The sequence below is a fragment of the Shewanella pealeana ATCC 700345 genome (assembly GCF_000018285.1).
In the GTDB taxonomy this organism is placed as follows: domain Bacteria; phylum Pseudomonadota; class Gammaproteobacteria; order Enterobacterales; family Shewanellaceae; genus Shewanella; species Shewanella pealeana.
This window is the reverse complement of the sequence record NC_009901.1, coordinates 3,938,289-3,955,196: the sequence shown is the minus strand read 5'-3', so window position 1 is coordinate 3,955,196 and position 16,908 is coordinate 3,938,289. Positions and strand designations below refer to the sequence as shown.

General features: G+C 43.8%; 14 protein-coding genes. 9 read left to right on the top strand and 5 right to left on the bottom strand.

Going from position 1 to position 16,908, the window contains the following annotated elements; genetic code table 11:
* The first annotated feature begins 255 nt into the window (after positions 1–255).
* The 4 genes from SPEA_RS17045 to SPEA_RS17030 all read left to right on the top strand — a co-directional run bounded on the left by SPEA_RS17045 (position 256) and on the right by SPEA_RS17030 (position 4,334).
* A complete protein-coding gene (locus SPEA_RS17045; RefSeq protein WP_012156443.1) occupies positions 256–900 on the top strand; it encodes an LVIVD repeat-containing protein in 645 nt (214 codons plus the stop codon).
* A 98-nt stretch (positions 901–998) separates the two neighbouring features.
* Positions 999–1,892 carry an LVIVD repeat-containing protein gene (locus tag SPEA_RS17040; protein ID WP_012156442.1) on the top strand — a complete coding sequence of 298 codons (894 nt, stop codon included), beginning with the start codon at positions 999–1,001 and terminating at the stop codon, positions 1,890–1,892.
* 24 nt (positions 1,893–1,916) lie between these two features.
* Complete coding sequence (locus SPEA_RS17035) at positions 1,917–3,026, top strand: cadherin-like domain-containing protein (RefSeq protein WP_012156441.1); 1,110 nt, start codon at positions 1,917–1,919, stop codon at positions 3,024–3,026.
* Positions 3,027–3,302: 276 nt separating this feature from the next.
* On the top strand, positions 3,303–4,334 hold the full coding sequence (locus SPEA_RS17030; protein WP_012156440.1) for a GGDEF domain-containing protein: 1,032 nt from the start codon (positions 3,303–3,305) through the stop codon (positions 4,332–4,334).
* 92 nt (positions 4,335–4,426) lie between these two features.
* Here SPEA_RS17030 and SPEA_RS17025 read toward each other — a convergent pair whose 3' ends face one another.
* Complete coding sequence (locus tag SPEA_RS17025; protein WP_012156439.1) at positions 4,427–5,215, bottom strand: phosphatase PAP2 family protein; 789 nt, start codon at positions 5,213–5,215, stop codon at positions 4,427–4,429.
* A 510-nt stretch (positions 5,216–5,725) separates the two neighbouring features.
* Here SPEA_RS17025 and gshB point away from each other — a divergent pair.
* The 3 genes from gshB to SPEA_RS17010 all read left to right on the top strand — a co-directional run bounded on the left by gshB (position 5,726) and on the right by SPEA_RS17010 (position 10,263).
* Positions 5,726–6,763 (top strand): glutathione synthase, encoded by a 1,038-nt coding sequence (gshB, locus tag SPEA_RS17020; RefSeq protein WP_083766690.1) that lies wholly within the window; start codon positions 5,726–5,728, stop codon positions 6,761–6,763.
* On the top strand, positions 6,747–8,741 hold the full coding sequence (locus tag SPEA_RS17015; RefSeq protein ID WP_012156437.1) for a flavohemoglobin expression-modulating QEGLA motif protein: 1,995 nt from the start codon (positions 6,747–6,749) through the stop codon (positions 8,739–8,741). Before gshB ends, SPEA_RS17015 begins: the two co-directional genes overlap by 17 nt.
* Positions 8,742–9,177: 436 nt before the next feature.
* Entirely contained in the window at positions 9,178–10,263 is a 1,086-nt protein-coding gene (locus SPEA_RS17010) for a PQQ-dependent sugar dehydrogenase (protein ID WP_041411054.1), read from the top strand.
* Positions 10,264–10,552: 289 nt separating this feature from the next.
* Here SPEA_RS17010 and ppiC read toward each other — a convergent pair whose 3' ends face one another.
* The gene (gene ppiC, locus SPEA_RS17005; protein ID WP_012156435.1) at positions 10,553–10,831 is read right to left on the bottom strand and encodes a peptidylprolyl isomerase PpiC; all 279 of its coding nucleotides are present in this window, start codon (positions 10,829–10,831) and stop codon (positions 10,553–10,555) included.
* Positions 10,832–11,091: 260 nt separating this feature from the next.
* Here ppiC and SPEA_RS17000 point away from each other — a divergent pair, with 260 nt between their 5' ends.
* A complete protein-coding gene (locus tag SPEA_RS17000; protein WP_012156434.1) occupies positions 11,092–11,871 on the top strand; it encodes a CLCA_X family protein in 780 nt (259 codons plus the stop codon).
* A gap of 93 nt (positions 11,872–11,964) precedes the next feature.
* On the opposite strand, the gene SPEA_RS16995 is transcribed toward SPEA_RS17000, so the two are convergent.
* Together SPEA_RS16995 and pyrC are read right to left on the bottom strand one after the other, a co-directional pair.
* Entirely contained in the window at positions 11,965–12,309 is a 345-nt protein-coding gene (locus SPEA_RS16995; protein ID WP_012156433.1) for a DUF3718 domain-containing protein, read from the bottom strand.
* A gap of 269 nt (positions 12,310–12,578) precedes the next feature.
* Positions 12,579–13,616, bottom strand: a complete 1,038-nt coding sequence (gene pyrC, locus SPEA_RS16990) for a dihydroorotase (RefSeq protein WP_012156432.1) — start codon at positions 13,614–13,616, stop codon at positions 12,579–12,581.
* Between the two features lie 200 nt (positions 13,617–13,816).
* On the opposite strand from pyrC, the gene SPEA_RS16985 reads away from it, so the two are divergent.
* A complete protein-coding gene (locus tag SPEA_RS16985) occupies positions 13,817–14,536 on the top strand; it encodes a pseudouridine synthase (protein ID WP_012156431.1) in 720 nt (239 codons plus the stop codon).
* A 103-nt stretch (positions 14,537–14,639) separates the two neighbouring features.
* On the opposite strand, the gene SPEA_RS16980 is transcribed toward SPEA_RS16985, so the two are convergent.
* Entirely contained in the window at positions 14,640–16,787 is a 2,148-nt protein-coding gene (locus SPEA_RS16980; protein ID WP_223296520.1) for a cation:dicarboxylate symporter family transporter, read from the bottom strand.
* Positions 16,788–16,908 lie beyond the last annotated feature (121 nt).

Sequence of the window (16,908 nt, the reverse complement as noted above, 5' to 3'; positions counted from 1 at the left end):
CCAGATTTAGTTTTAAGTGAACAGCATAAAGCATAGTCATTAATCGGTGAACTTGATGGTTTTAGCCCTGAACTTATGTGTGATTGCTCTTAGCGCTCTAAGCTTAATTGAAAAGGTATTTATATAAGCAAGTGCTTGTTTAGTGATTCAATTGGCAATCAATCTCCCGTAGAACTTTTGTTTTACAATGTCGCATCATTGTGTTTACAATTTGAGCGTTATGGAAAAATAATAAAATATAGGGATATTATAGTGATGCTTAGAGTTTTACTGCTAAGTGTTTGCTTTTTGGCTGCGCCATTATTCGCAAACACATTCAATTTAGTACAGGAAGATGTGTGGGGAGATCGACATTATGGTGATATTTACGCAGAGGGTGACTATGCATATATAGCGAGTGACGGGGTGGTCGTTCTAGATATTTCAGTACCATCATCGCCAACTCATGTGACTAAAATTTCACTGCCGACATTTGATGAAATCATTCGAGTAAAGAAGCAAGGAGAGCATCTTTTTGTTATGTCGATAAAAGAGATGTTTATTGTAGATGTTTCAGATCTCACTGCTGCGAGTGTCGTTGCTAGCTTTGAATATCTTCAGGATCATTTCTTTTTGGATTTTGAAGTTGTTGGAACTCGCTTGTACACAGTGGGAATGAATACGCCTCACATTACAGAGTATGATATCTCCGATATTACTTCTCCTCAAATGATAGGAACGAAAGGCTTTGGTGCCGTCTCGACGATGGGTTTAGCACTGGCTTCTATTGATGGAGCATTAGTGGTGAATATAGACGATATTTTATATGTGGTATCGACCGCTGAAGCAACTAAGTTTAAAGTTCTATATACAGGTCAAAAAATACAGGTCAAAAAGAGGTTAACGAGCAATATTCGATAATTCAAACCCATGGTCAGCAAGTTTACCTTGCTAATGGCAATAAGGTCATTCGTTATGATTTTAGTGACTTAGATAATGTCTCTCGCTCTTCAGTGTTGATGCAGGATAATCCTGGCGAAGTTTATGTTCGTGATATGGTGATTGCTAATAATCAACTACTTATTCTTCAAGAATCTGAAGAGGTTAGCGTTCGAGATTTATCGGTCCTAATGACAGAGCTTGATAGTTATTATATACACCTAAATGGACGAAGTGTTGACAGAATCAAGGCGGCAGATAGTGTGCAACTTTACGGTAGTGCTACTGATATTTTTGTCGCTTCAAGAGAAGTCGAACAGAGTAAATATAGTTTTTCGAGCATGAGTAAGTCGCTCGACTTTAATCATAATGTTTTAGCTTATGCCGATGAGAAACTAAAGCTATTTGATATTAGCAAAGGTAAGCTTGAACTAATTGAAGAGACTGATGTTGGTTATTCAGTTAACGTAAAACTTCAAGATGACTTACTCTATAACAATATGGGGTTTGTTTTTAACACCGCAGCACAAGTTAATAAGCTAGATGTCGTGAGCGCCTTTGGCTCACATAACATTAGCACTACAGCCATTGTTCAGTCAGATTCTAATTTATATTATCTCTCGTCAGGCGAACTCTTTGCTTATGATAATAGTGACCCACAAAACCCACTTGCAATAGACAAGCTAGTTATCTCTGATTTGAATCATCCTGAGATTTATTATTTTACCTCCCTTGCTGTCCACCAAGGACATATCTTTTTAGGTACATCGGGGCAAGGTTTATATCACTTGTATAATGATGGTTCGCGTATTACAAACTTAGGCTCTTTTGGTGATAGTGAGATAATCTCTTCGCTTCATATTGTCGATTCATATTTGTATCAAACCTATTATGGTGGCCTAAATATTTGGGATCTATCAAACTTAGACTCCCCCTTATTAGCTGCAAGTTACTCTGAGTTTTCAGGAGCCTGAATAGGCTCATCAAATCCAACACATATGGATTTAGTCAATAATCGTTTATCTATTCAGTACGATGAGCAGTTTTGGTTAATCGACGTTACACATCCTAGCTCTCCAGAGGTGATTGGCAATAAAGAAGTACCAGCATTAAGCCACTCTAAAGATGTAAAAGTGTTAGGCGATACCTTAATCGCTGCGCGAGATGGTCAGCTTAAGAAGTATCAGATAAATATTGCACCAGTCATTACGGCTTCTCTCTTAACAGTCAATGAAGATGAAACGCTAATACAGGAGCTCCCAGTAAGTACTTGGCACGCAGGCGTATTAACTTTTGAAATATTGACGCAGGCTTCGAAGGGGACTGTTACTGTTGACCACGAAGGCGTTGTAAATTTCTCCCCTAACAAAGATGAGTTCGGTGAAGATCAATTTACTGTTAGAGTGGCTGACAATCATGGAAGGAGCTCTGAAAAAGAGATTCGGATTGATATCCTTCCAATTAACGACGCACCTAGAGTATTAGATCAGACATTTGTTACGAATGAGGATGTTGAACTCCGTAGCAGTTTAATAGTTGCAGAAGTTGATAGCGATGAACTCCAATTCGTGTTGGTTACAGATACGCTAAACGGGGTGGTCACGCTTAGTGAGTCAGGTGAATATTCTTATCAAGCGACAGCTAATTTTAATGGTACAGATAGTTTTACTTTTAGTGTGACTGATGGCGTTAATGCTGCCGTTGAAGCGAGTGTTACCATAAACATTTTAGCGGTTAATGATGCGCCTGTTGCAAGTCATCAGTCGTTAAACATCGGATACAATCGTGAGGTCGCGAGTCGATTATCAGCTTTCGATGTTGATGAAGATGAATTGATGTTTGAAGTCGTTACCAATGTTAGTCATGGGGAATTAGCCTTAAATGATGATGGTAGCTTTATCTATAACCCAAAAACTGATTTTAGCGGTAATGACAGCTTTACCTATCGGGTAACTGATACCGCAGGAAGCACAAGTGAAGCCGTTGTTAGTATAACAGTTAGTGCAAAACCGAAAGAGTCGACCTCAGATTCATCGGGGGGCTCTCTTGGGTACTTGTGCTTACTCTATTTGATGCTTACGGTTGGATATCGCCAAAGATTTCGATAGTTTGGTAGTGAAAAAAAACGCAGCGATTAGGCTGCGTTTTTTTATTGGTCATCATAAATACGCCCTCTCATGAATAAAGTGCCTTGGCAAAGACCATTTTATTGCCAGAGCTTATACTCTGGCTTCTACTCTGTAGGTAAGAGCTCTATGTTTGAAGTGCATGAGTTCTTTTATATATTGTTAGCGTGTTTACTTGTTTTTATTGCTAAGTGCAGTACTTTTTAAATAGGTGTCTTTCATCCACTACCTGTTCTATTTTCAATAAAAAGGGGCACTATGGATAGATTAAGCTTTTTGGGTAAACCTCAGGACGAAGGTCTTTTTGACCTATATAGTCGTCAGAGAGTACTGATATTTATTTTGCTTGTGACACTGATGACTTTTCTACCTCTGAGCATCAAGAATTTTGTGATAGGAGAGACCTTGCTCGGCTTTTCTTTACTTGCCTTTGAGTTAAGTTTGGTCATTGAAGTCTTTGGTATATTGCGACTAAATCGCAATATATTGGGTTATAGACCACCACTTTTTTTGCTCGCCATCTCTATGGTGTTAAGCATCCATGCCTTTGGTACGCTGGCAACATACTGGGTGTTTCCTGTTGTCACAAGCATCGTACTATTAGTCCCTAAAAAAATGGCCATGTTGGCTAATGGGGGAATTATCTTAACGAGTGCTGTAGCGGCACTTCCGCATCAAGAACCCACGGTGACACTGCGATTTACTCTTGCGCTGCTTTTCTGTGTATCAATTGCTCATTATGTTATTGAAACGGTGAGAAAGCTGCAGGCCAATTTAAGTTATCTGTCAACGCGAGACTCATTAACTGGCGCACTCAATCGTCATCAGTTGGACGCATCTTTAATAGCGGCGAGTGAAAAAGCCAAGATGGATCAAGCCACCTGTATTGCGGCAATAGATATTGATTATTTCAAGGATGTGAATGATTTACATGGCCACGATATGGGGGACCAAGTTATTAAAACAGTGGTTAAGCTAATTAACAGCCATTGTAGGAAGACTGACTTACTATTTCGTTTAGGTGGTGATGAGTTCCTACTCTTATTTGATAATACTAATGCTGAAAGCGCGTTGAAAATCACGCGTAATATCGGTCAGAAAGTGGCTGAAGGCATTGTGGAGGCATACCCTGAAGTCGACAAGGTCACACTCAGCACTGGCATCGCAGAGTCAATAGCGAATGAAGAGGTTGAAGCTTGGGTCAAACGTGCAGATATGGCGTTGTATAAAGCTAAGTTAGCGGGGAGAAATCAGGTGAAAGTTAATAATCCGAGTGACCTTTATGCTTAATGTAATAGACAGTTTAGTGGCTTATAACTCAAAGAATATAAGCCACAACTTACTATTGTGGTGGCTGAGTTTTGAACTGTGGCAGTGATGCGTTAAACAGCACTGGGCTTATTTAACGCTTTCTTGTTCGATTCCATTACGAGAGCATTTTTTCCTGATCTTTTGCTTGCAAACAAAAGGTAGTAATAACCGCTAGCAACAAACCAAGATATCGCTAAACTCCATATCCCATGAGAGAAAAAATGCGCACCTCTTAGCTGCTGAGTAATACTAAAACTCAAGCCCAGTGTGACTCCGAAGGCTAAGCCTGCCCAGCGATATTTAGGGTTAACTTGTAACGCGAAATAATAAAGAGCCACCCATGCATAGCCACCACTTGAATGCCCCCCTGGAAAGCATCGACCAAGTTCTGTGCCTGCAGGTAGTGGGCTAAAAATGGCTGTGTAAGCGACATGACCACCAAATCGCGTCAAGTCCCAAGGACAATTGACATGAGTGAAGTCTTTGGCAAATTTAACGATTAAAATACTGCTGACAACACTCATGGCTAGGCAAAATAAGTTACGGCTATATTGGTTAAGGTATTGAATTTTAAAACTCAATCCCAAAGCGGTAAATAAAAGTACACCCAGTAATATGACGAGATCTCGCCCGCCAGTATGCATTATGGTACTGGTAAACCATTGTGTTTTTAACGGCCAGTAAGTCAGCCCCCCTTGCCAGTCAAAAATGTATTGAGCAATGTCGAGATCAAATTGAAAATATTCGAATAATGACGCAACCAACAGAAATACTAATAAGGGGAGTGTTATGTGGTGCTTAACTGAGAATGGCTCATATAAGGTTTCTGAAGTAGAGGCATGGTGTTGAATTAGGCTCACGGGCAAGTACCTAAAGAGTCCTATGGAGAGGACTTAGTTAGTAATCATCGAAAGTTTAGTCTATTACTGACTGTGTGAAAGAAACGTCAAATTTGTCGCGAGTATAACTTAGCGACAGGTATCAGGCTTAGGCTTTACTGACAGTAGTATGGATACCGTTTTTCATGACTATCTGGTAATGAGTATGAATCATAATTGACAGATTACCCTACACCTTTCCTGCTTATCTACCTGTTTTCAATCGCTTTAACTGATTGCGCGGCTCTATTTAGGACAGTGACTTATCTAAAAATGTCTTCGATAAAAATTTTTATATTCCAATCTCAAAATATGGTGTAAATTACGCCACTTCATCTAGTTCAAATTTGTATTGATAGATAGATGCCATTGTCTGGTCAAGGTTGTTTCTAACCCGAGCCATTGTGTTGTTTATTTTGAATACTCTACACCTCCCCAAGCCATCACCCGGCCCAAGATCTTTAGAGCGTTCCCTTTGTTAAGAGAGTTTCATTGAATATTTTATTTCTGATGTACCCATGGTCAAGCGTTGAGCCTGAAACCGACACTACACTGCGTTTAATTCACGAATGTGTGGCAAGGGGACATACGGTTGCGTTAGCAACGACCAGCAACCTAACCATGCGTGATTCAGAAGCTAGTGCTTTTTGCCAGGTGTTTAATAAAGATCAGGTTACGCCGACTAATATCGTGTCTTTCTACAAGAGAGCTGAGTTCAAGAAGTTGCGTTTACCGCTAGCGGGTTTTGACAGCATTATTATGCGTGCCAATCCACCACTTGATCCTATCGCGCTTAACTTCCTCGATTCAGTGCGTGATGACGTATTCATCATGAACGATATTGATGGTCTACGTATTGCTAACAACAAGCTTTACACCGCTTCGTTTGATGATCCTAGCAATAAGTTTATTCCAGTTACTCACGTATCAAAAACACCAGAGTATTTAGAAGAAGTACTACGTGAATCTAAGACTGATAAGATGATCATGAAGCCGCTTGATGGCTACGGTGGTCAAGGCGTTATTCTGGTTGAAAAGGCAGCACAAAAGAGCTTCCACTCACTGCTTGAGTTTTACATCAACAGTGGCAAAGGCGGCAACTACGTTATTTTACAAGAATACGTCGAGGGCGCCGAAGAAGGTGACGTACGTATTTTAATGCTAAACGGCGAGCCTATTGGCGCAATGAAGCGTATTCCTGCACAAGGCGAAGTGCGCTCTAATATTCACGCAGGTGGCAGTGTGGTTAAGCACGTTTTAACCAAGAAAGAAAAAGAGCTGTGTAAGCATATCGGTCCTAAGCTGGTGCGTGACGGTTTATTCTTTGTTGGTATCGACGTGATTAACGAAAAGCTGATTGAAGTTAACGTACAAAGCCCGGGTGGCATTATGCGTATCAATAAGCTTAATAACGTTAAGCTTCAGAAAAAAGTCATTGATTTCGTTGAAAGTGTAGTCAATGCCAAAGAAGCATTAACACAGAGAAGAAGCGAGTTTAGAAAGGCGATTGACGATGCTCACATTATCTGAAAAAGAGTGTATTGCGTTAATTAATAAAGGCGAGTGCTTTCAAGCTGAAGTTGAAGGCGGCTCATTCATCGTTAAGATTGATGAGTACTCTCCAGTTGTATGTACTGCTATTCATAATGGTCACCGCTTACGCGATGACCTTAACAAGTCCTTCTTGCTGACTAAAGAAGAACGCTTTTATGAAGAAGACCCGTACACAGACGAAATGCTGTCGTCATTCCCTATTGTCTTGATAGGTAATGACTCTCGTTTTGAATATGACTTGAACCGCCCAAAGGCGCATTCAACCTATTTCAAAACCGCGTGGAACAAGCAAGTCTGGCAAAAGCCATTAAGCACTAAACAGCGTAGCGAAAGTCACGCTAAGCACCAGTCGTTTTATAACGTACTGAGTGCTTTGATTACGCGTCTAGAGAAGCAGTTTAAAAACTGCATCGTGTTCGATACGCACTCGTATAACCATCAGCGTATAGAAGCCGATACGCCGACGTTTAATATTGGCACCAGCCAGATTGATATCGAACGTTGGGGTGGCACACCAGGCCATTTTGAGAAGCAACTTAATAAGATTGAGCTACCAAACCTTGCCGTGCGCGCTGCCACAGATGAAGTGTTTCAAGGTCGCGGCTATTTAATTGCTCACGTAAACGCGCATTTCGATAACACCTTGGTGTTACCTGTCGAAGTTAAAAAAGTGTTTATGGACGAAACCACGGGTGAGTTATACCCACTGGTTTTGGAAGAGCTAAAGGCGGGGATTAAGCAGGCGATATCTGAAACTGCTGCATTCTTTATGCGCCGTTTTGGTAAGCGTAAATCGGTGAGAAATGTCGACTTATTGTCATCGACGTTATCGCCTGAGATTTTATCATTAGATAAAAGCTTATATAAGTTGGCTAACAACGTTGCCACACTGAAGTATATTAACCCGATTAATATTGCCAGTGAGCGTAAAAAGTTTTTAGCGCGCAAAGGGGCTGTGGCACCAGAGTTTAGCTACAAGCAGCTAAACCTTAATCCATATCAGTTCCGCGAGCAGCTGTACAAGCTACCCGTTGAAAACGTAATGGATGCCGATATTCAGCAGCTTTATCGCCATGTGATTGATAACTTAGCGACTAAGATTGACCTGCTATGCTCTATCGGCAATGACGACTTTGTTTATAACTCGCTTAAATATTACGGTCAGCCAGATAAAGACGATATTGCTAACGCAGAGTTTTTATTGCGTGCGCCAGATATCATAGGTGATGACGAAGAGCCGAGTTTTGATGCAAGCCATGCGGTTCAGTCATTCCAAAAGCAGGCCGATGAATGGGGCCTTAAATGTAAGGTCGAAAAGTCATCGCGTATTGTGGCTAAAGCCATGGTCGACAGCGAAAGAAACTGTTTGTTGATCAACAAAGATGCGATGTTCACTGCTAAAGAACTTATCGCGTTTGCTAACCATGAGTTGGGCGTGCATATGTTGACTACGGTTAACGCGCGTCGCCAAAAGTTAAGAGTGCTGTCACTAGGGCTTGTGGGTAACACCCATACTCAAGAAGGTGTGGCGATTTACAGTGAATACTGTTCAGGTAACCTAACTCTTAATCGCCTTAAGATCTTAGCGCTGCGCGTAATTGCAGTAAACTTGATGTTAGAGCAGCGTGATTTCTCGATGACCTTCCAAACGCTAATGCGTGAATATGGTCAAACAACCGAGCAAGCGTTTACGTTAACCACGCGTGTTTATCGTGGTGGCGGTTTCACTAAAGATTTCCTTTACTTAAAGGGCTTTAGAGATATCGTTAACTTAAGTAAAACCACGCCGCTAGATAATTTGTTAGTCGGTAAAGCTGGCATTTTGGATTTGTCGATCATTAGCGAAATGGTTGAACGTAACATGCTTGAAAAGCCGGTTCCGTTATTTGAGCTAAAGCACAAGTCAACGCCTGAAACAGCGGTAATTGATTACTTGGTTTCAGCGATCCGTTAAGCGCAGCGGCCACAGCGACGTTCACGAAAACGCCCTATTATTCATTTAATAGGGCGTTTTTTTATCTTGGTTTTAAGGTTAAAGTTAACAAAGGGTCTAAAGACGGTAAAAGCTAAGGTGAGGAAAGCATAGACGAACGGCCAGCGGCCAGCGGCCTTACGGACGTGACTACGTCACTTACGGAACGCTGCGCTCACGGAAAAGCTTGGGAAGCTAAGAAAGGCCCTAGGTTTTAAGAAAAGCAGGTTCTAGGAAAAACGACTCTGTTGTAGGTCGGGCTTTAGCCCGTCAAGCTTGTGTATTTCCTAGCAGGGCGCAGCCCGCCCTCGAAGCACAGCGTTCTAGAACCTAGGCTCTGCTTTAAAGCCCGTCCTAGCACCTATATAAGCGTAGCGCTTGAGAACCTCATTACAAATTCATTAATAAGGACGAGGGTATGTCGATGAAATCAGCAATTAGCAAAACAGGATTGTTACTGCTAGTCGCAGTATCGAGTTATTCGCAAGCCTATGAGGCAGTGAAAGTTGCCAGTGGGCTAAATATTCCTTGGGGTATGGCCTATGTTGACGCCCAAACCATGCTGGTGACGGAAAGACAAGGCGTGATAAAGCGCTTAAACCTTAAAACGGGTAAGCATCAAACACTGTTCACGCCAGAAGGAGTATGGGCTGAGGGCCAAGGCGGTCTGCTCGATGTTGCACTTTCGCCTTTCGAAGCGAGTAAAATTTACTTAACTTATAGCAAAGATATTGGGGAGGAGGGCGCCACAACCCTTGCTCAAGCGACATATAAGAGCGGCAAGCTTACTGAATGGCAAGATCTGTTTATTTCAACATCCCGCTCAGATACTGGAAGGCATTTTGGCAGTCGTATCGCCTTCGATAATAACAGTCTCTATTTCTCCATTGGTGATCGCGGTGTACGCGAAAATGGTCAGGATACCCTGACACATGCTGGTTCAATATTACGTTTAAATCCAGATGGCAGCCCACCAAGCGATAATCCTTTTATTAATAACCAAGGCGTTCTTGCTGAGATCTGGAGTTACGGCCATCGCAACCCTCAGGGCTTAATCTTTGATCCTCACAGCCAGAAGCTATGGTCTATAGAGCATGGCCCCCGAGGCGGTGATGAAATCAATCTCATAAAAAAAGGCGCTAATTATGGCTGGCCAATCACTTCTCACGGTAAAGAGTATTGGGGGCCAATTAGTGTCGGTGAAGGTAAACTAAAAGAGGGCGTAGAACCACCGGTTAAGGTCTATGTTCCGTCTATCGCACCGGGCAGCTTAGTCATGTATCGCGGTGATAAGTTCCCCGAGCTAGATGGCAAGCTACTGGCTGGTGCATTAAAGCTGACCCACATTAATGTGGTGACTATCGATGACGCAGGTAAAGCGGTTGCCGAGCAGCGAATAATGTCAGAACTTGGTGAACGAATAAGAGATATTGAAGTGTCGCCTAAAGGAGACATCTATTTCAGTACCGATAGCGGCAATATCTATAAGCTTAAAAGATTTTAAAGAAGGTTCTAGGTTTAAGAGAAGGTCCTAGGTTCGAGGAAAAGCTAAGACGGTTAAAAGCAGGAAGAGCTAAGAAGGTAAGAGCCGAACGGCCTGCGGCCTAGGGAACGTGACTGCTTCACTTACGGAACGCTGCGCTTACGGAAGAGATGGGAAAAGCTAAGATAGATCCTAGGTTCGAGGAAAAGCAGAACCTAGGGAAAGCCGGAAAAGCGGTGGCTGTTGTCGGTCGGGCTTGTGCTTTGCCTAGCAGGGCGAAGCCCGCTCTCGCAGCGAAGCGTCCTAGCATCTAGGTCCTGTAGAGGACCTTTATAACATGCCAACCGAATTTAGTTTTTACTAAGTGCGGAGTGATTAACTCACCTGTAAAGCAAACTTTATCAAATTGCGGCACCATTTGGCCTTTCTTAAATTCGCCTAAGCTGCCGCCTTTCTTACCCGATGGGCATGTAGAATGCTTCTTGGCGAGTACGTCAAATTTAGCGCCTTTATTGAGCTGTTTGATAATATCTTCAGCAAGTGTTTGGTGCTTAACAAGTATGTGTAATGCAGCTGCGGTGCGCGCCATCTAAAGGCCTATATGATTTTAAAACTAATGCCCAATTATACCGTTGAAGACGGAGTCTAAGCTAGTCTCTGTTTTCGATGTCGTCTTGCTCCCTTTTTGCTACAGTATTGAAGTCTTCTTGCTGCTACTTTTAATCTGGGGTGAGATCTTATTGTCATTGGTATCTCAGCTGCTGATGGCTTTATAATTGAGTGTCATTAAGCAGGTCATTTCAAGCTTAGTCATTTTTAGTAGGGTCATTTGTCAGGTAGAAATTATTCGTGTTAAAAAGCCGCAGTTATAAACGCATTGGACCCGATTACCGTTTCGATGAGCAGGTCAGCTTCGTCGACATTAAGCAGGTATTTGGCCTAGGGCATATCCGTTTGGGTAAGTGGGTTGAAAACGAGGAGCGTGATAAGGCCGCTAATCTGATTTTTGACTCCTTGGCCGACTTGGCGTTTATCTTAAAGCTGCCTCCTAAAGCGCTGGGTCTGCGTGAAACTTTAAATCTTGCCTTCGGTAGCGGTGGCCAAAAAGGTGTGCAAGCCCATTATGCACCGCACAGGTGTGAGTTAGCGCTAGCTAAAAATGCTGGAGCAGGGGCGCTCGCCCATGAGTTCTGGCATGCGTTTGACCATTATATCGCCCCTAAGTCGTTTCATACCTCAGCGCGAGGTATATCCTTTGCGAGCCATAGTTGGCTTGCGGATGTTAAACCTATTGTTCATCCGCTCAATCGTCGTTTAGAGCGGGTATTTGAAGTGACGATGCTGAGTGGAAATGGTGAAGATGGTCATGACTATGTAAACCGAGCCATCGCACTGGATAAGCAATATGCCACTCAGTACTTTTCGAAGCCAACCGAGTTAATGGCGCGGGCCTTTGAGTCTTGCATCGAGTCTTATCAAGAGATTAGTAATCCCTACCTCGTAGATGAAACCTTAAAGTCGTCACTATTTGATGCGGGCGGTTACCCGACTCTTGAGCATAGACAAGCGATTTTTAAAGCGCTTACCGCCTATTTTGAGCCTTTGGGTGAAGCATTAGGGCGGGAGTAAAGCGGTTTTGTCGCTTTAGATGAAAACTTGAATATGCATCGATGCCAGTATGATTAACAGGAGTCACTCCTTTAAGCATACTGGCACACTCGCCTAGAAGCTTACAGAGTATTGCGCGTTAGATTGTGAATTCTGTGCAAGATCGATAATCGAAGTCGTGCCAGGGCTGTAATGGGCTACCTTACTGGCAATTTTGTGTGCGCCATTAGATAGGGCAAAGTCATGAAAGCTCTGTCCGTTACAGACCAATCTTGGAAATATTCTCCGTTTGTCGATCTTATTTTCGAGCATGGTTCTGCTGTATAAGAATAGGTTATCACTCAAGCCCGTCTTACAGACGGCGATAAGCTTCTTTTCTATAGTTGGGTCCATTGCTGCTGATGCATTAAAGGTGATTGAGGTTAGTACAATCGCGGTTAATGATAATAGTTTTTTCATCGGTTGCTCCTTGCGTGTGAGACTTAAAACTGCTTTAAGCTATGCGTTTGCATAAGGCTAGTTAAGCGCAAAGTGATGAGAAATGATGTGCTAACTTTGTATACAAATGTATCTTTATCTTATTCTCAATTCAGTTGATGTCTTGAGGTAACAGAGTGTGTATTTTGCGCGGGTAAGGATACTCATGCAGTGGCTTCAAAAATAAAAAAGCCCGCAATAAGGGGCTTCTACTCTTAACCAAAGCGTGAGTTTAACTATTCTTAAGCTTGTTAAGCGGTTTTCACTTTCCAGTTAATCTCTTCACCAGCGAAGAAAGGCACTATTGGGTTACCGTTTGGCAAGATGATCTCGCTCGGTACTGTCCACTTTTCTTTTACTAGGGTAACAGTGCTGGTATTGCGTGGTAAGCCGTAAAAGTCAGGACCATGCTTGCTAGCAAAACCTTCAAGCTTGTCCAATGCACCTAGATCGTCAAATACCTGAGCGTATAGCTCTAATGCACTCCATGCGCTGTAGCAACCTGCGCAGCCACATGCCGACTCTTTGCGGTGCTTCTCGTGTGGCGCTGAGTCTGTGCCTAAAAAGAACTTGCTCGAACCTGTTGCAACTGCTGCGCGTAGCGCCTCTTGGTGAGTGCTGCGTTTTAGCACTGGCAAACAGAAGTTGTGCGGACGTACGCCGCCAACAAGCAGGTCATTGCGGTTTAGCAGCAAGTGCTGCGGGGTAATGGTTGCGGCAACATTGTCAGCAGCCGACATGACAAAGTCAGCCGCGTCTTTAGTAGTGATGTGCTCAAATACCACTTTAAGAGTTGGGAAGGCGGCAACGATACGGGCTAAGTAGCGCTCGATAAACATGGCTTCGCGGTCGAAAATATCGATATGCGATTCAGTCACTTCACCGTGAACCAATAACAACATGCCGTGCTTAGCCATGGCTTCAAACACAGGGAAGAGCGCATCGAGAGCTTTAACTGCAGCATCTGAGTTAGTGGTCGCGCCTGCTGGATAAAGCTTTGCTGCAACAACGCCAGCAGCTTTGGCATCTATGATGTCCTGCTCTGTGGTGTTGTTGGTCAAGAAGATAGTCATTAGCGGTTCGAAGGTCGAACCTGCTGGTCGCGCCGCTAAAATACGCTCACGGTACTCGGTTACCATCTTGGCGTCGGTGACAGGTGGTAATAGGTTCGGCATAACAATTGCGCGTTGGAACAATCTCGCCGTTGCGGGAACGGTTTCTTGCAACATATCGCCATCGCGAAAATGTAAGTGCCAATCGTCAGGAGTAAGTAGGGTGATTTGCGTCATTGTAGGTTCCTAAGCGTTTACGACAAAATACGTCAGCTTTTTATAAGCTTTTCTTAGGGCGCTATTGTGCCTGAAATCGCGGCCGCTTAATAGCTGAACCTCTATTAGAGCGGATAATATAGGGCTTTTTAAAATGAGGGCTTGTGCAATTTTTACCGCTTGCGATAATTCCGCCATATAAGAAGTGATAACAGAGTGACATGCGTTTAGATAAATTTATCTGTAAGAGTACCGAGCTTAATCGCAAGCACGCTAGCGATTGTATCGAGCGCGCGGAAGTGAGCGTTAACGGCGAGGTCATTACTGATGTGCGCTTTCAGGTACATGAAAGTAACGAGGTGCGCTATAAGGGGCAAAGGTTAGTTGCGAGGCCGTCGCGCTACATCATGCTGCATAAGCCGATACATACCTTAAGCTCAAATGTCGATGGTGATTACCCAAGCCTATTTCGCTGTATCGATATTGACAGGGTTGAGGATTTACATATTGTGGGTAGGCTCGATGCCGACACCACGGGCTTAGTGTTACTGACCGATGATGGTCGCTGGTCATTCGATATTATTCGCCCCGACAAACAGTGTGCAAAAACCTACCGGGTGATGCTCAGAGATCCCATTGCTGGAGATGTAGCAGCCGATGTTATCGCAAGGTTTGAGGCTGGCCTACAACTGCAAAATGAGCAGGCGTTAACCCTACCTGCGAAACTTGAGATTGTTGCGCCTAGAGAGGTGTTACTCACCATCACCGAGGGCAAGTATCACCAGGTAAAGCGTATGTTTGCCGCGGTGGGCAATCGCGTTATCGGTTTACACAGAGAACAAATTGGTGATTTAAGCTTAGATTTAAAGGTCGGTGAGTGGCGTTATCTTTCTGATACCGAGGTGAAGCGATTGTCGACTCCTACGCCTAGCGGTGACTGACTGCATTCCCGCTAAAAATATAAAAGCCCTTATATCGATATCGATTAAGGGCTTTTTAGTTAGTTCATTATCTTGGCTAAGGCTCCATTAGCGGGCTGTGATTTTATTCCACCCAGTGCAACACATCTCGGATTATCGACCAGCGAGGCTGCACTTTTTCGGCGCCTTTACCCAGCATCCAATAATCATAGATAGCCTCTTTAGTGCCATCTACCTTACGTAACCTTTGCCAGTTATTGATGTAATTGAGTAGTGACTGATTGTTTTGTGCTACAGCGTACGCCACGGGGTAGCGAGATTTGTTTTCTAACAAGGCAATGCCATATCCGGGGAAGAACAGAGTCCAAGCCGAACCTGCCTGAGCGCTGATCACGACCGCATCATATTGGTGATTTTTCTGTCTGAAGAAATCTTTGTAGCCTTCAATTTTGACGAACTTAACATGGGGAGCAAAATGTTTGGCATCGTCGATGACATCACTATGCTCAACATAAGCTATAGTCATATTACGCATCTCTTTAATCTTTTCATTGCTCTTGAACTCGTTGACCAGATGGTCTCTCGTTGCAATGGCAATGTTTAATTCAAGCACTGGATTAGCGTAACTGAGGGCATCCATCTGCTCGATATCCATGGCCAGCCCCGACATGGCAATATCGAAGAATCCCGCCTTTAACGATGCAGCAAGTTGGTCTTTCTTAAAGGGAATAAATTCGATTTTGACCTTTAAGTCTTCGGCAAGTTTGGTCGCCATCGCAGTATCGAAGCCGACCAAGTTCCCGCTATTGTTATAGTAGCTAAAAGGTACATTACTTGGGATGTAACCGACTCTAAGTGTTCCCTTATCTCTGATAGCCTGCACGCCGCGGATCGGAGTTGTCGGTGTTTTCCCAAGGACTGGGAACTGCCTATTCACCTTGGTCGGCACTTTGTCTGCCACCTGCATATTGGCTATCACGCCGCTGGTGATCTCTGGACTGTGAATGAACATGCCCATGCCGACACGGCAAACAATCAAGGTTGCCAATACACTGGCACCGATCCCTATGCCCATCTTGAGTAGTTGTGGTGGACGCAGTTTGAGTGACTTTTGAAACAGTGATGCGGTCAGCAAGGTGAGTACAAACAGATTCATCACCGCGGCGATAGAGTTGAATTTACCTGTGATAAAGCCCGACATCACGAATAGCTGGAACAGATCTGCGGGGAGCTTGACGAGATCCAGCATAAAGGGAATTGCCACATACACGCTGCCAAATAGGGCTAATAGTCCACTAATAGACAGCGATGGAATACTGGCAATATCTACAGGCGTGCCGTTAAACCAACCGGCAAAGTAGACAAACATAATCACTGTGAGCTTGCCGATATTGGGGAAGGTGAAGGCGATAGGCACCAAAATTTCAATCAAGGTGGCGCCGTCATCACATAAGTTGTCGTGCTCACGCATCACCTGCTTACACTCTTCGACAATCACAGGGATCACGATAAAGATGTTACCTGTGGCGAAGGCTGTGACTAGGCTCGACTTTGAAATTCGCAGCGCTTGTGCAAAAGTAATTGGCGTCAGCGATGCCACAATCCAGGGCAGCACCCAGAAGGTTAGCAATAAGCACAGCACGAAATAGCTGATCAGATACACCTGCATGCTGGCAAACTCATCGACCCCCATGGTGCCTGCTGCCGAAGCCGACATGGCGAAAATACCGATAGGTAGCACTTTGACTAGGCCCTGAGTGATGCGCGAGAAGATCTCTGAGCTAGTATGCATAAAGGTTAAAATTTGCTGTTTATTTTCGCCCTGCATGCCGATTAGCGCCAGTCCCATGGCGATACTGAATACCACCATAGCGGGAACATATCCATCGGCCATGGACTCGAAGGGATTCGAGGGAATATACAGTTTAAAGTAATCGATTGGGGTGACAGGTTCGATACTGCTGGTACTGAAAAACGACGCCGATTCAACAACAGGAAAAGACAGTGGCATGAGGGCTATCATGACGATTGCCAGTAGCCACAGCAGTAACATGATAAGGCCTGCGCGGCTAAAGATAAGCTTGGCGGTACTCTTTTGCAGCTTTCCTATGCCTCCAACTAGCGACACCACAATATAGGGTAGGACTGTCATCTGCATAAGCAAAATGACGCTGGTGCCTATGGTACCCATCCAGCCGACTGATTCGCCGAAAAATAGACCTACTGCGAAACCGACAAACATGGCCACTAACATCTGGGTCGAACTAGTCATAGTTAGAATTTTTTTTAGCACACAAGTCACCTAAGTTGTTTGAACTCCCCGAAGAATGCGTCTTGGTCGAATGCTACTCAGCCACAGGGGAGGGGGCTGCTCGATTATAAGTTTGTAGATG